General features: G+C 57.6%; 11 protein-coding genes and 1 pseudogene. 6 read left to right on the top strand and 6 right to left on the bottom strand.

The annotated features are described in order from the left end of the window. Nucleotides 1–133: 133 nt before the first annotated feature. Nucleotides 134–1021 carry a threonine/homoserine exporter RhtA gene (gene rhtA, locus GT756_RS04235; protein WP_004886203.1) on the bottom strand — a complete coding sequence of 296 codons (888 nt, stop codon included), beginning with the start codon at nucleotides 1019–1021 and terminating at the stop codon, nucleotides 134–136. Nucleotides 1022–1372: 351 nt separating this feature from the next. On the opposite strand from rhtA, the gene ompX reads away from it, so the two are divergent. Beyond that, nucleotides 1373–1885: an outer membrane protein OmpX gene (gene ompX / locus GT756_RS04230; protein ID WP_004886207.1), complete on the top strand. Its 513-nt coding sequence runs from the start codon at nucleotides 1373–1375 to the stop codon at nucleotides 1883–1885. A gap of 96 nt (nucleotides 1886–1981) precedes the next feature. Here the strand turns inward: ompX and GT756_RS04225 are convergent, their stop codons facing one another. Both GT756_RS04225 and mntS read right to left on the bottom strand, forming a co-directional pair. Next, nucleotides 1982–3562, bottom strand: a complete 1581-nt coding sequence (locus GT756_RS04225; protein WP_004886211.1) for a phosphoethanolamine transferase — start codon at nucleotides 3560–3562, stop codon at nucleotides 1982–1984. 268 nt (nucleotides 3563–3830) lie between these two features. Continuing rightward, complete coding sequence (gene mntS / locus GT756_RS04220; protein ID WP_004886214.1) at nucleotides 3831–3956, bottom strand: manganase accumulation protein MntS; 126 nt, start codon at nucleotides 3954–3956, stop codon at nucleotides 3831–3833. A 185-nt stretch (nucleotides 3957–4141) separates the two neighbouring features. Between mntS and mntR the strand changes: the two genes are divergently transcribed. The 4 genes from mntR (at nucleotide 4142) to GT756_RS04200 (ending at nucleotide 8055) form a co-directional block, all read left to right on the top strand. Then, the gene (mntR, locus tag GT756_RS04215) at nucleotides 4142–4615 is read left to right on the top strand and encodes a manganese-binding transcriptional regulator MntR (RefSeq protein WP_004886216.1); all 474 of its coding nucleotides are present in this window, start codon (nucleotides 4142–4144) and stop codon (nucleotides 4613–4615) included. After that, on the top strand, nucleotides 4612–5724 hold the full coding sequence (locus GT756_RS04210; protein WP_023320026.1) for an anion transporter: 1113 nt from the start codon (nucleotides 4612–4614) through the stop codon (nucleotides 5722–5724). The genes mntR and GT756_RS04210 overlap by 4 nt, the downstream gene beginning before the upstream one ends. 170 nt (nucleotides 5725–5894) lie before the next feature. After that, complete coding sequence (locus tag GT756_RS04205; protein ID WP_004886222.1) at nucleotides 5895–7271, top strand: glycoside hydrolase family 1 protein; 1377 nt, start codon at nucleotides 5895–5897, stop codon at nucleotides 7269–7271. Nucleotides 7272–7338: 67 nt separating this feature from the next. After that, entirely contained in the window at nucleotides 7339–8055 is a 717-nt protein-coding gene (locus GT756_RS04200; RefSeq protein ID WP_004886227.1) for a GntR family transcriptional regulator, read from the top strand. Between the two features lie 131 nt (nucleotides 8056–8186). On the opposite strand, the gene ldtB is transcribed toward GT756_RS04200, so the two are convergent. Both ldtB and GT756_RS04190 read right to left on the bottom strand, forming a co-directional pair. Continuing rightward, complete coding sequence (gene ldtB, locus GT756_RS04195; protein WP_126494574.1) at nucleotides 8187–9101, bottom strand: L,D-transpeptidase; 915 nt, start codon at nucleotides 9099–9101, stop codon at nucleotides 8187–8189. Nucleotides 9102–9278: 177 nt separating this feature from the next. Next, nucleotides 9279–10194: pseudogene (locus GT756_RS04190) on the bottom strand (tyrosine-protein phosphatase). 48 nt (nucleotides 10195–10242) lie between these two features. Here GT756_RS04190 and GT756_RS04185 point away from each other — a divergent pair. Further along, a complete protein-coding gene (locus tag GT756_RS04185; protein WP_004886235.1) occupies nucleotides 10243–11835 on the top strand; it encodes an ABC-F family ATPase in 1593 nt (530 codons plus the stop codon). 376 nt (nucleotides 11836–12211) lie between these two features. Here GT756_RS04185 and GT756_RS04180 read toward each other — a convergent pair whose 3' ends face one another. Beyond that, nucleotides 12212–14575, bottom strand: a complete 2364-nt coding sequence (locus GT756_RS04180; protein WP_126494570.1) for a glycoside hydrolase family 31 protein — start codon at nucleotides 14573–14575, stop codon at nucleotides 12212–12214. Nucleotide 14576 lies beyond the last annotated feature (1 nt).

Raw genomic sequence — 14576 nt, 5'->3', positions numbered from 1 at the left:
GTATGAGGCATCGGCAGGCCATATTACTCCGATAGCGTAAAGTGGTTGGCTATTTGAAAAAGCAAGCTAAGTCAGAAGGTTAGCGGAGGCTGGCGGGCCCGTAACTCGCGCGGGCCGCCGCCGTAACAGAATGTTAATTGATATCGACTTGCTTAATTTTGCTCTGCCGCTGCATGGTCAGCGTGGCGCCCATTGAGGCGATGATAATAGCGCCCAGCGCCAGGGTCTGGGAGAGATTCAGGGTTTCGCCGAGGAAGACCATACCGGACAGGGCGGCTAGCGCCGGCTCGAGGCTCATCAGCGTGCCGAAGGTGCGCGTCGGCAGACGCGTCAGGGCCATCATCTCCAGGGAGTAGGGGAGTGCAGTGGAGAGAATGGCAATCCCCAGCCCCAGGGGCAGCAGCGACCATTGCCACAGCGTATCGGTAGCTTGCGCCATGCCTAACGGGACAAAGACCAGCGAGGCGATAAGCGACCCCATCGCCACCGTGGCTGGACCATGCTCCTCGCCCGCGCGCTGGCCGGTCAGAATATAGACCGCCCAACAGGCTCCGGCGCCGAGAGCGAACAGCGCGCCGGTTAAATCCACCTGCGCCACGTTCTGGCCCAGCGGCAGGAGATACCACAGCCCGAGGATCGCCAGCGCCACCCAGACAAAATCCAGCGGGCGACGCGAGCCGAAAAGCGCCACCGCCAGCGGGCCGGTAAACTCGAGGGCTACCGCCACGCCGAGCGGAATACGCTGCAGGGATAAATAAAACAGATAGTTCATCGCCCCGAGCGCCAGGCCGTACAGCAGCAGCGGCACGCGCTGGGCCGGAGAGAAACGCAACCGCCAGGGCTTGAACACCACCACAAGGATCAGCGTCCCGAGCGCCAGGCGCAGGGCGGTAACCCCCGGGGCGCCGACCACCGGGAACAGCGATTTGGCGAGCGATGCGCCGCTCTGAATCGAGGTCATAGCGATTAAAATCACCACTATCGGCAACCATGCCGCCGCTTTTCGGGATGGACCGGGCATCCTTTCTCCTGTCAGTTTTTGTCAAAAGGGGTAAAAGTTCCAGTGTACTGGAATTAGCTGCTGGCGGTTGAGCTAATGTTGAAAAAAACAGGGGCAAAAACAGTACAATGGCGAAAGTTGCTGAGAAATTCACCAGGTGATTAGGATTAATCTGGATGCTTGCGAATTTCTTAATGAGCGTTAAACTGTAAGTTAACGCCAAAAACTGTTGTTTTCCATATTGTTATAGAAATATGGAAACTTTTGGTTACATGAAAAAGTATGTTAGACAATGTAAACTCCAAAGAGTTTCCCAAAAGTTTTTGATATATTTAAGGCTTAGGACTTATTAGAAACACATTTGAGGTGGTTATGAATAAAATTGCACGTCTTTCAGCACTGGCCGTTGTTCTGGCTGCATCCGTAGGTACCACTGCATTTGCTGCAACTTCTACTGTAACCGGCGGTTACGCGCAGAGCGACATGCAGGGTAAAGCGAACAAAGCTGGCGGTTTCAACCTGAAATACCGTTACGAGCAAGATAACAACCCGCTGGGTGTTATCGGTTCCTTCACCTACACCGAGAAGGATAACAACAGCAACGGTACTTACAACAAAGGTCAGTACTACGGCATCACCGCAGGTCCGGCTTACCGTCTGAACGACTGGGCAAGCATCTACGGCGTAGTGGGTGTTGGTTACGGTAAATTCCAGAACAACAACTTCCCTAATAAATCCGATATGAGCGACTACGGTTTCTCCTACGGTGCTGGTCTGCAGTTCAACCCGATCGAAAACGTTGCCCTGGACTTCTCCTACGAGCAGTCTCGTATTCGTAACGTTGACGTCGGCACCTGGATTGCTGGCGTGGGTTACCGCTTCTAATCACTCCGGTGATATAAAAAATCCGCCTTCCGGGGCGGATTTTTTTTGTCTGGCGATCGCCAGCCCGGCTGGTTGGCCGGCGCTGATCGCGTCGTTTTAGTTGATGGTGAACTCATCGCTGCCGAGGTGTGAATAGTCTACCTTCTGCAGCTGGAAGTTGGTGATATACACCGGGCCGGCCTTCTGCTCAGAGATAAACCGATAGCGCGGGGCGATTTCCGCCGCCTTGATTCCGGTCCATTGCGAGAAGAAGCTGAGGAAATCATTCGCCGAGCGCTGCGCCTTAATCACTTTATGCGCTTTGTCATCGCTGGAGAGCACCATAAACGGCACCTGGAAGTTCTGCTGGAACTTATCGTCGTGCGCCAGATACTGCACCTCTTTGCCTCGCTCCTTGAACGCCAGGCCATGATCGGAAAAGTAGGTCAGGGAAAAGGTGGCACCGGAATTTTGCAACTGACTGTAGAGCTTAGCCAGCAGGGTATCGGTTTGCGTCATGCTGTAGAGATAGCAGGAGGTCTCTTTCGACTGGACGAAAACCGTGTATTTGCCTTTGGTCCGGTCGCAGGCCTGCGGGTGCGAGCCCATCAGGTGCAGAACAATCAGCTGCGGCTGGGTGCGCTGGGTGGAGAGCACCTGCTCGGTCAACTTGAGTAACTGCTCGTCCTGGGTGTTTTTATTGGCTTCGAAATCGCCGTTTTTCAGGAACTGCACTTCATCCGCCCGTTTGGCGATACTGGCGATAGCGGTGTCGTACTCGCCGATCTGTCCCTGATTGGAGAACCACCAGGTCTGGAAACCGGCGCGGTTGGCGAGGGTGACAAAGTTATCCTGAAACTGCGGTTTGCCATCGACCACCCGGTTAAGCGTCAGGCCGAGGGATTTTTGCGTCGAGCCGCTGGCGGCGACGTAGTTGTTAAACAGATACCCGTTCACCGAACTGGCAAACGGCGTGTTATCCCAGTGGCCGCCGAAGGCGCCGAGGGCGTCGCGGCGGGCGCTTTCACCGATCACCACCACATAGAGATGGTACTTCGGCTTCACCGCCAGCACGTGCCAGCTGTCTTTCATGCCGGCCAGCTGCGCCATCCGCGCCTGCTCGTCCAGCACCTCGTTATTATTCACCACCACGTCTTTGACAAAACGGAAGGCCGGGTAACCGGTATCGATCACCTTGAATACCCCGCCCCAGGCGAGATTTTGCACCGGCTGGAGAAAAAAGATCCCGATGCTGAACAGCAGGCCCAGGGTCTCCATTTTTCCCCAGCGGGTCTGCTCGACGATCCTGCGGCGGACCGCAATGATCCCCAGCGCGAAGATAAATACCGCCAGCAGATAGTTGTACCACGGGAAGATAGTGAGAATTTCCGTGGACTCTTCCACGTTGGTGGCGTGCAGCGCCAGCAGGGTGTTGAAGTTGGGCGCGCCGTAAGCCTGGCCAAACGGGTAGTAGAGGGCCGCCAGTAGAGAATAGGCGCCGACCACCCCTTTCTGCACGCGCGGAAAGGCGCGCCACAGAAGATGTAACACGCAGGTAAATGCCACGGTATAGAGCAGGCTAAATTCATAGCCCAGCGCCAGGTTAATCAACAGCGATTGTAAAAAGTAGAATCCTGTCCATGGGTTCAGTGCCAGTCGGCGGGCGACCAGCGTATCTTTCAGGGTGGTGACATTCATAGTAAACAATCAAAAAGAGGCCATGCGCATCCCCTGGCGTCAAGGGGTAAAACCTGCTGGACAGTGCGTGAAGAGGGTCTCTGCGAGCCGCGAATGTGGCAGGGCTGTGCAAAGATAGGGCTTGTAAATGGTAAGGTCAACCAGACATAACAGATTGTTTTGCGAGGGCGCTTACAAAACTTGAAAAAAGGTGGGGGGAACGGAATAAACCGGTCAGTTTAGCGGCGGATGATGACAGAAAAATGAAGCGGCGTACCGCGACGCCTCCTCAGGAATGGGGTTTGTCCTGCTGCGGTTTACCGTTGATCATCTCGCACAGCATACCGAGCAGCATTAAGCGTACTTTAAAGGGGGAATGACTAAACACGTTTAAGCACCTCTTGAATTCGTTCATCTGCTCTCCTCCTGCCTGTTCGCTCCATCATTCCCTGATGGATGTTTGCATTATATACAGATATAGCACAGGCTATATTTTATAGCTATGGCTAAAACGTTAAATTTTTGTGCTCTTGGCGCAATCCATTACAATGTGGATCTTTTTATATGATGCTTGACGCGTCACACGAATGAGGAAGCACAATGAACCGTCGCGCAGGTAAGCCAATAACAAAAAAAGTGACGCAGTTGGTAAATGTTGAAGAGCACGTTGAAGGATTCCGCCAGGTGCGGGAAGCGCATCGGCGCGAGCTGATTGACGACTATGTTGAACTGATTTCCGATCTCATCCGCGAGGTGGGCGAGGCGCGTCAGGTGGATATGGCCGCCCGGCTGGGGGTCTCGCAGCCCACCGTCGCCAAGATGCTCAAACGGCTGGCCAGTGTCGGCCTTATCGAACAGATCCCGTGGCGCGGCATATTCTTAACGGCGGAGGGTGAGAAGCTGGCCCAGGAGAGCCGCGAGCGCCATCAAATCGTGGAGAACTTCCTGCTGGCTATCGGCGTCAGCCCGGAGATTGCCCGCCGCGATGCGGAGGGAATGGAGCATCACGTGAGCGAGGAGACGCTGGCGATGTTCCTGAAATTTACCCAAACACAGGGATCTCAGGAAGCATGACTCTTCCCTTCGTCCAGTCGCTGCTGCGCGACCGTTTTCTCCATCTGCTGCTGATTATCGCCTGCGTACTCAGCGTGATGGTGCCGTTTGTCCCGGCAAGCTGGCCGGCGGCCATTGACTGGCATACTATCATCACCCTCAGCGGCCTGATGCTGTTGACCAAGGGGATTGAACTGAGCGGTTATTTTGACGTGCTGGGGCGTAAAATGGCCCGCCGCTTTGTCACCGAACGCCAGCTGGCTATGTTTATGGTGCTGGCGGCGGCGCTGCTATCCACTTTCCTCACCAACGACGTCGCGCTGTTTATCGTGGTGCCCCTGACCCTGACGCTGAAGAAGTGGTGCGCCATCCCGGTGAACCGGCTGATTATTTTCGAAGCGCTGGCGGTGAACGCCGGGTCGCTGCTGACGCCGATCGGCAACCCGCAGAATATCTTACTGTGGGGACGCTCCGGTCTCTCTTTCCCTGGATTCATCGGCCAGATGCTACCGCTGGCGGCGGCAATGATGCTGACCCTGCTGGCGCTGTGCTGGTTCTGTTTCCCGGCAAACCGGCTCAACTACCAGAGTAGCGATAAGGCGCCATCGTGGCAGCCAAAGCTGGTCTGGAGCTGTCTGGGATTGTATCTGGTGTTCCTGACCGCGCTGGAGATGAATCAGGCGCTGTGGGGGCTGGCGCTGGTGCTGCTGGGCTTCCTGATACTGGCCCGGGCGGTGATCGTCCATGTGGACTGGTCGCTGCTGCTGGTGTTTATGGTGATGTTTATCGACGTCCATCTGCTGACCCAGCTTCCGGCGCTGCACCAGGTGCTGAGCGGGGTCGGGGCGCTCTCCGGCGGTGGACTGTGGCTGACCGCCATCGGCCTGTCGCAGGTGATCAGCAATGTGCCCTCGACCATTCTGCTACTCAACTATGTCCCGCCGTCGATCCTGCTCGCCTGGGCGGTTAACGTGGGCGGCTTTGGTCTGCTGCCGGGCTCGCTGGCCAATATCATCGCGCTGCGCATGGCAGGCGATCGGCGGATCTGGTGGCGTTTCCATCTCTACTCCATTCCCATGCTGCTGTGGGCGGCCCTTACCGGCTATTGGCTCTTCAAACTCTGCGCCTGATTTTCGCAGCGGTACGCCGCCCTCCACGCCGTTCGACAGGATCGCCCCTCGGGGCGATCTTTTTTTTGCCCGGCTCACAGAAAACGATCCCTGGCTTTGCGCATCCCTTCGCTTTTCGGTATATGACTAGTCATGAAATTTAAATGACTAGTCATATACCGAGGCGCAGGATGAAGAACAGACTACCGGCAGATTTCTTATGGGGTAATTCCGTCTCCAGCATGCAGACGGAGGGGGCGTGGAACGAGGGCGGCAAGGGGATGTCGGTGTACGATATCCGGCAACCGGCGGAATTCGCTTCCGACTGGAAGGTGGCGACCGACTCCTATCATCGCTATCGGGAAGATTTCGATCTGATGCAGGATCTGGGCATGAACTGCTACCGTTTTCAGATAGCCTGGAGCCGGGTGTGTCCTGAGGGAGACGGCGAATTTAATGAAGAGGGCATCGCCTTCTACCATCAGTTTATTGATGAACTGATCGCCCGCGGCATCGAGCCGATGATCTGCCTGTACCACTTCGATATGCCGCTCTCGCTGGCGGAGCGCTACAACGGATTCACCGACCGCCGGGTGATGGACGCCTTTATTCGCTATGGCCAGAAGATGATCGCCTGCTATGGCGACAAGGTGAAATACTGGCTCACCTTTAATGAACAGAATCTGTACCATTCGCCGGAAGCGTTTCTGATTTCCGGCTACCTGCAGGGGGAGAAGACCCTGCGCGAGCTGTATCTGATCCAGCATCATGTGATGATGGCGCACGTCCATCTGACCGATCACCTGCATCAGACGAAGCCGCAGTGTCTGATGGGCGGAATGCTGGCCCACGCCCTGGTTTATCCGGCGACCTGCAAACCGCGCGATATCCTGTGCGCCCAGCAGCTGGACGAGTTTTTAAACCAGAACCTGCTGCGGGCTTACGCCGGGGAGGGCTACAGCCCGGAAGTGATGCATTTTGTCGCCGCTGAAGGGTTCGATGATATCTATCGTCCTGAGGATCTGGCGCTGATGGCGACGGTGAAGGTCGATTATCTGGCGTTCAGCTATTACGCCAGCCGGACGCTGAACAGCGACACCATCCCGGCGGGAACGGCGGTTAACAACTATATGCTGTTTGGCAATCAGGATAACCCGTTCCTGAAAGCGACAGAATGGAACTGGCAGATCGATCCGCTGGGCTTCCGGACCATCATCACCCGCTATTATAACGACTGGCGCCTGCCGGTGTTCCCGATTGAAAACGGCATCGGGGTGATTGAGTCGTGGGACGGTGAACATCCGGTTGCCGACGATTACCGCATCGCCTACCATCGCGACCATATCAACGCCATGAAAGCGGCCATGTTTGAGGATGGGGCGCAGGTGATCGGCTATCTCGGTTGGGGATTAATCGATATCCTGAGCTCGCAGGGTGATATGCGTAAGCGCTACGGCGTGGTCTACGTCAATCGCGAGAACCATGACCTCAAGGATCTGCGGCGGGTGCCGAAGAAGAGCTATGCGTGGCTGAAGCAGGTGATCCACAGCAACGGCGACGTGATGTAACGATGTTCTGGCGGTCAGGTCAAGTATGCTGCCCGCCAGTCACTCACTGAATGTAAAAGGACCGGGAATGACGGCGAAGTATCTGCAAATTGCGCGGGAAATAAAAAAACGCATCATCAGCCAGCAGTATCCTGCCAGCGCGCCGCTACCCGACCAGTTTGCGCTGGCGGCGGAGTTCAACACCAGCCGGATGACCATCCAGCAGGCGATGCGCCAGTTAATCGTCGAAGGGCTTATCTATACTCGCAAAGGGCAGGGCACCTTTGTGCGGAAAAATTTCCTTCAGCTGTCGCAGTGGGAGCTGCCCGGTAGCGACTATTTCGGCGCCACCAAAACCTGGGAACATCTTGGCGAGGTGCAAAGCGAAGTGGTGCGCTTCGAGGTGCGTTTTCCCACTGACAAGGAGCAGAGTTCGCTGCTGATCGACGCCGATGCCCCGGTGTATGACTTTGTCCGCCTGCGGCTGCTCAACGGCGAGCCGGTGTCGCTGGATTTGACGGTCATGCCGGTGGGGCTGGTGCCGGGGTTAACCAAAAGCCATCTGGAGGGGTCGGTGTTTCGCTACGTGCAGGAGACGCTGGGGCTGAAGCTGATGGGATCTTACCGCGTGGTGCGGGCGATGAAGCCGGACGAACTGGATAAACAGCATCTTCACTGCGAGGCCACCGATCCGGTGCTGGAGGTGGAACAGGTTATCTATCTGGAAGACGGCACGCCGCTGGAGTACGCCCACTGCCACTATCGATACGACCACGGCGGGATTATTCTGGTGAATAACGGCTAGACCGGGGGACCCTGCCGGCGCAGCGCTCAGCAGGGCCACGGTGTTGTCAGGTTTAGCCAGCCGCAGCCAGAGACAATACAGATAAAAAAACGGCGGGCATCAGGCCCGCCGTTTTTGCTGTCATGCTGAACTTAGTTCAGACGCACCGGCATACCGGAGCGGTTCTGGATAGCCTGCTCAACCACGCTCTGATCGACATCAGCCTGGCTGGTGATCGCCTGTACCGGCTGAGTCAGGGTGATCGGCACGATCTCGCCGCCCTGGAACTGGGCTTCGGTGGTCGACAGCGGGTTATGAACCTCGATGTAACGGCTGCCGTCCGGCTCGGTGGTGGCTTTTACCGGCTCATCGATAAACTGCACGCGGGTGCCGACCGGCACGTTCTCAAACAGGAATTTGATGTCATCGTTGCGCAGACGCACGCAGCCGTGGCTCACGCGCAGGCCGATACCGAAGTTAGCGTTGGTACCGTGGATGGCGTACAGGCGGCCGATATACAGCGCGTACAGACCCATCGGGTTATCCGGACCGGCCGGTACGACGGCAGGCAGCGGGTTGCCGGCGGCAGCGTATTCCGCATGCATCTTGGCGGTCGGCGTCCAGGTCGGACCGGCCTTCTTACGTTCGACTTTGGTGGTCCAGTTGATTGGCGTATCTTTACCCAACTGGCCGATGCCGATCGGCAGAACGATCACGGTATTGGTGCCTTTCGGGTAGTAGTACAGACGCATTTCCGCGCTGTTGATGATGATCCCTTCATGCACGGTATCCGGCAGGATCAGCTGCTGAGGGATGTTCAGGACGCTACCGCCCTTCGGCAGATAGGTATCCACCCCCGGGTTGGCTTCCAGCATGTTGGAAAGCCCCATCTGATATTTGGCCGCGAAGTATTCCAGCGGCTGCTTGTTATCATCCGGAATGGTGATGACCTGGTTCTGACCAACCAAACGGCTGCCATCGGTTGGCAAAGGATAGGTGACAGCAGACGCTGTATTGCAAAAGCCTACGATGGCGAAGGCTGCCGCTAAGAGTGTAGATAATTTCATAGTTTTTAATGTCGTGTGCGAAATCAACGCCACACAGGCCTTTGTTAATGATTGAGACAGTAGATGGGAGCGCATTATATGTGCATTCCGCTGAACAGGTAAATCAGATGTGTACGAAATCACATTTTTTTCCCTGTCGCCTCGGCTGCCGCGCCCTGGCGTTCGGGGCGACAGGGGTTAGTCTTCCAGCAGCCGGGCCTGCAGCGCGACGCGGGCCGGGGCGGTGAGCTGATACTCTTCCGCCAGCCAGACGTCGACATTGCCATAGCGCTGCTGAATGGCCGACAGCGCGGCGGCGAGATAGGACTCTTTCACCGTCAGGATGTCCGCCAGGCTCTGGCGCCCCTGGGCCGTCAGGTCGTTGCCGAGCATCTCCAGCATCCAGGCCTCCACCTGCGTCAGCATGCCATGGGTGAGGAGATACTCCTCCATCACCGTCTCGCTGTCGCATCCGACGGCGAACAGGGTTAACGCGCAGCCGACGCCGGTGCGATCTTTACCGACCGCGCAATGTTGCAGCAAGGCGCCGTCGAAAGGGGTCGTCAGCCACGCGGCGAGCTGGCGATAGGCCGGGTTGTTAAACGGCAGCTGGCGATAGAGTTGCAGCATAAACTGCTCGCCGTTCAGCGCATTAAGGGTGGCGGCATTCAGCTCGGTGACCTTCGCATTGACCTCGCCGAGCGGCGGATTGGCCGGCGCGTTGAGATAGTGGGTGAGTGGGCTCAGTTTGTCCGGGGTGCGCTGCACTTCACCGGGGTCGCGGTAGTCGAGCACCCGGCTGAGCGGCAGGGTATCCAGGTGGTTGAGATCCTCAGCCGTAAGCCGGTTTAGCGCGCCGGAGCGCAGCAGTTTGCCGCTGCGTACCCGGCGTCCGTCGGCGGTGCGCTGGCCGCCCAGGTCGCGAAAATTGATGCCGCCCTGCAGGGATAAAAAGGCCGGATGTCGCGGTAGGCTGGTGGTCATGGGACTCCTCATCATCACGTACAGAATAACGGTTTGCGCGCAGGTCTCTGGCGCATCTGACAAAGACCATAGCACAAGCGCCGCGGCGGAATTTACCGCAGACCGTGAAAAGTGCGTCATTTACTGGCATAATGTCTGCTGTATCACACCCCTCATACTCTTTTTTCAGGATATCCCCGTGCTAGTATCCAGCAACGTTACCATGCAGTTTGGCAGTAAGCCGCTGTTCGAAAATATCTCCGTTAAATTTGGCGGCGGCAACCGTTATGGTCTGATCGGCGCCAACGGCAGCGGTAAATCGACCTTTATGAAGATCCTCGGCGGCGATCTCGAACCGACGCTGGGCAACGTTTCTCTCGACCCGAACGAGCGCATCGGTAAGCTGCGTCAGGATCAGTTCGCCTTTGAAGCGTTCACCGTGCTGGATACGGTGATCATGGGCCACAGCGAGCTGTGGGAAGTGAAGCAGGAGCGCGATCGCATCTACGCCCTCGCTGAGATGAGCGAAGAAGATGGCTATAAAGTGGCCGACCTGGAAGTTAAATATGGCGAAATGGACGGCTACTCTGCTGAAGCGCGCGCGGGCGAACTGCTGCTGGGCGTGGGCATTCCGGTTGAACAACATTACGGCCCGATGAGCGAAGTCGCCCCGGGCTGGAAGCTGCGCGTCCTGTTGGCGCAGGCGCTGTTCTCTAACCCGGACATTCTGTTGCTCGACGAACCGACCAACAACCTGGACATCGACACCATTCGCTGGCTGGAGCAGACGCTGAACGACCGCGACAGCACGATGATTATCATCTCGCACGACCGTCACTTCCTGAACATGGTCTGTACGCACATGGCGGATCTGGACTACGGCGAGCTGCGCGTCTATCCGGGCAACTACGACGAATACATGACGGCGGCCACCCAGGCGCGTGAGCGTCTGCTGGCGGACAACGCCAAGAAAAAAGCGCAGATTGCCGACCTGCAGTCCTTTGTTAGCCGCTTCAGCGCCAACGCCTCTAAATCGCGTCAGGCCACCTCGCGCGCGCGTCAGATTGACAAGATCAAGCTGGAAGAGGTTAAAGCCTCCAGCCGTCAGAACCCGTTTATCCGCTTTGAGCAGGACAAGAAACTGTTCCGTAACGCGCTGGAAGTGGAAGCCCTCACCAAAGGCTTTGAAGAAGGTCCGCTGTTCAAAAACGTCAACCTGCTGCTGGAAGTGGGCGAGAAGATTGCCATTCTGGGCGCCAACGGCGTGGGTAAATCCACGATGCTGAAAACCCTGGTGGGCGAACTGCAGCCCGATAACGGCACCGTGAAATGGTCTGAAAACGCGCAACTTGGCTACTACGCGCAGGATCATGAATACGAGTTCGAAAACGACCTGACGGTCTTCGAGTGGATGAGCCAGTGGAAACAGGAAGGCGACGACGAGCAGGCGGTGCGCAGTATCCTTGGTCGACTGCTGTTTAGCCAGGATGACATCAAGAAGCCGGCGAAAGTACTGTCCGGTGGTGAGAAGGGGCGGATGCTGTTTGGTAAGCTGATGATGCAGAAGCCAAACATCCTGATCATGGACGAACCGACCAACCACCTGGATATGGAATCCATCGAATCGCTGAACATGGCGCTGGAGATGTATCAGGGTACCCTGATATTCGTCTCCCACGACCGTGAGTTCGTCAGCTCGCTGGCCACCCGCGTGCTGGAGATTACCCCGGAACGGGTGATCGACTTCAGCGGCAACTACGAAGACTACCTGCGCAGCAAAGGTATCGAGTAATCCCTCTTCGTTACCCGGGTAGCGGCTATGCCTTACCCGGGCTACGCCTGGCATGGGATCTGTAGGCCCGTGCAAGCGTAGCGCCGCCGGGCAATAACCGCGGGTAAAGAGCCACTTTCGCGCCGGATGGCGGCTGCGCCTTATCCGGCCTACGGTCGGTGCTATTGTGAGCTTAAGAGCCCTATCTTGTACCCATGGTTACTGGAACTGTCCGTTACCGGGGCTACCAAACCGCACAGTGCTGTAGCCCCGGTAAGCGGTAGCGCCACCGGGGGTTTTGAGGCCACCCGTTTGTAGCCCGGATTAGCGTAGCGCAATCCGGGAACATCATTAAATCCAGGCCGGGCAAGGCGTAAGCCGCCGCCCGGCATATCGCTTAGCGCCTCCACTCCGCTCCTTCAACGCCATTCACCAGCAGTTTGCGTTTTTCTCCTGCCGGTAATGACAGCTTCAGCGCTTTCCACGCCGGGCGATAGTTGCCGCGGGCGTTGACCTTCAGGTTGATGGTGCTGCTGTCGCACGCCATTTCCCACTCCAGCCATAGCGCATCGCCATGTTTATAGCCCCAGCTTTCGCCGTCATCCTCAAACAGCAGACCCGAAGAGGTCCCGACGCCTTTCAGCGGGAACAGCTGCAGTTCGCGACGATCGTCCTGTTGCGCCGCAACATGACGGATGCGCTCGCTGAGCGGCAGACCGGCCCCGGCGCGGACCAGCAGCGGCAGCTTTTCCAGCGGCGCGTCGAGGGTGACCCACTGGCCGCCGGCGAACCACTGGTGGCTGTAGAAATCGTACCAGCCGGCCTGATTATCCGGCAGCCACACCTCACGCTGACGGGCGTCAGGCTCGACCACGCTGGCCACCAGCAGGTCGCGCCCCAGCAGGAAGTCATCGCATTCGGCGAAGGTCTGCGCGTCGTGTTGATGATCGAGGAAGGTCGGGCGCAGCATCGGTTCGTCGTCAGCATGCGCCTGCCACAGCAGGGTATACAGATAGGGCAGCAGGCGGTAGCGCAGCTCAATCGCGGAACGAATGGCCGGGGTAACGGCCGGATACATCCAGGCTTCGTTGACCGTCTGGTCGTCATTCCATGAGTGAATGGTAAAGCGCGGGTGCATCACGCCGTTTTGTACCCAGCGCACAAACAGCTCCGGCTCCGGTTTATCGCCGGAGAAACCGCCGACGTCGTGACCGACGTTAAACAGCCCGGAAAGGCTCATGCCCAGCCCCATGCGGATGTTATAGCGCAGCGTATCCCAGTTGGTGCGGTTATCGCCGCTCCAGGTCTGGACGTAGCGCTGCATACCGGCGCAGCCGGAGCGAGAGATGAGATACGGGCGCTTTTCCGGCGCAAAGCGCTGCTGGGCTTCCATCGAGGCGCGCATCATCAGCAGCGGCATCACCGGGCGAATATGCTTGATGGCGATTTCGCGGCCAAAGCCGTAGCAGCGCGCTTCGCCGTCCCACACCTCATACTCGTTATTATCGTTCCAGGTCGAATCTATGCCCATCTCCAGCAGCTGGCTGGTGACCCCTTCCTGCCACCAGGCCACGGTTTGCGGATTGGTGAAGTCGAGGTGCGATCCTTCATCGTCCCAGAAGCTGGAGCGCTCCGGCGCGTCGGTTTGCGAATCGCGAACGAAAAGGCCGCGCTCCGCCACCTCGCCATAGCGCGGATGGTCCTGCAGCAGGCAGGGTTTGATATTGGCGGCCAGCTTCAGCCCGGCGTCGTGAAACGACTGGCTCATCACTTTTGGCTGCGGCACCTTGTCGTAGTTCCAGTTAAAGACGTAGCGCTTGCCGTTAATCGAGGTATAGCCGGATGAGAGCTGGAACGAATCGCACGGAATAGCGTGCTCATCGCACAGGCGGATGAAGTTCATCAGCTGATTTTGCGCATCCGGCGCGTCGGTGTAGTGCATGGTCGAGCCGCTGTAGCCGAGGCTCCATTTTGGCCCGAACAGGGTTTTACCGGTCAGACGTACAAAGGCTTTGGTGACATCCAGCACCTGTTTACCGGTGAACAGGTAGTAATCGATATCGCCGGCTTCCGCCTGCCAGCGGCGGTAGGCGGTGTGGTAGTTGTCGATTTCGTTACCCAAATCCAGCCAGCAGCTGCTCAGGTTGTCGTAAAACAGACCATAGCTGACGTCGCTGCGCTGGGTGATGGTGAACGGAATATGTTTATACAGCGGGTCGGTGCTGGCGGCGTTGTAGCCCATGGCGTCGAGGTTGCGCATCTCATAACGCTTACCGGTGCGCTGCAGATCGCCGGCCTTTTCGCCCAGACCATAGAAACGCTCGTCTTTCCGGCGGCTCAGATAGTGGGCGACGCCGTCGCCGTGGGCATTGGCCAGATAGGCGCTGGTGGGGCGGTCGTTAGCAAGCTGCTGCCATTCCCCGGCGTCGTCGCGATAGCTCCACTCCAGCCACAGCGGCTGATGGACGGTGACGCGCAGCTGGCGGGTGGCGATGGTCAGCGTATCGGCCTCCTGTGTCAGCTGCCAGGCCGGGAGACTAAAACCGCTGAGGTCATCCCGGGCGCGGCCTTCCCACGGCACATCCTGCTGCGGAGCGATACTCCAGGTGCGATCCAGCGCCAGCTGGCCCTGGCGTTTCAGCAGCACGCGGAATAAATTCTCTTCCAGTACGTACAGGCACAGGGTGTGCTGGCCATCGACCGTCAGTTCAACGTGATGCTCCAGCTGTTGATGTAAACTCCAGTGTTTCAACGTTTTCATA

The organism is Klebsiella sp. Q2 (genome assembly GCF_009900705.1).
Lineage (GTDB): Bacteria > Pseudomonadota > Gammaproteobacteria > Enterobacterales > Enterobacteriaceae > Klebsiella > Klebsiella quasipneumoniae.
This window is presented reverse-complemented; position numbering and strand designations above follow the sequence as displayed.

What these genes read in the sequence shown, in the direction of transcription:
- GT756_RS04180 (WP_126494570.1), bottom strand. Translation starts at nt 14,575, where the DNA reads ATGAAAACGTTGAAACACTGGAGTTTACATCAACAGCTGGAGCATCAC.
- GT756_RS04200 (WP_004886227.1), top strand. Translation starts at nt 7,339, where the DNA reads ATGACGGCGAAGTATCTGCAAATTGCGCGGGAAATAAAAAAACGCATC.
- GT756_RS04205 (WP_004886222.1), top strand. Translation starts at nt 5,895, where the DNA reads ATGAAGAACAGACTACCGGCAGATTTCTTATGGGGTAATTCCGTCTCC.
- mntS (WP_004886214.1), bottom strand. Translation starts at nt 3,956, where the DNA reads ATGAACGAATTCAAGAGGTGCTTAAACGTGTTTAGTCATTCCCCCTTT.
- ldtB (WP_126494574.1), bottom strand. Translation starts at nt 9,101, where the DNA reads ATGAAATTATCTACACTCTTAGCGGCAGCCTTCGCCATCGTAGGCTTT.
- ompX (WP_004886207.1), top strand. Translation starts at nt 1,373, where the DNA reads ATGAATAAAATTGCACGTCTTTCAGCACTGGCCGTTGTTCTGGCTGCA.
- mntR (WP_004886216.1), top strand. Translation starts at nt 4,142, where the DNA reads ATGAACCGTCGCGCAGGTAAGCCAATAACAAAAAAAGTGACGCAGTTG.
- GT756_RS04225 (WP_004886211.1), bottom strand. Translation starts at nt 3,562, where the DNA reads ATGAATGTCACCACCCTGAAAGATACGCTGGTCGCCCGCCGACTGGCA.
- rhtA (WP_004886203.1), bottom strand. Translation starts at nt 1,021, where the DNA reads ATGCCCGGTCCATCCCGAAAAGCGGCGGCATGGTTGCCGATAGTGGTG.
- GT756_RS04210 (WP_023320026.1), top strand. Translation starts at nt 4,612, where the DNA reads ATGACTCTTCCCTTCGTCCAGTCGCTGCTGCGCGACCGTTTTCTCCAT.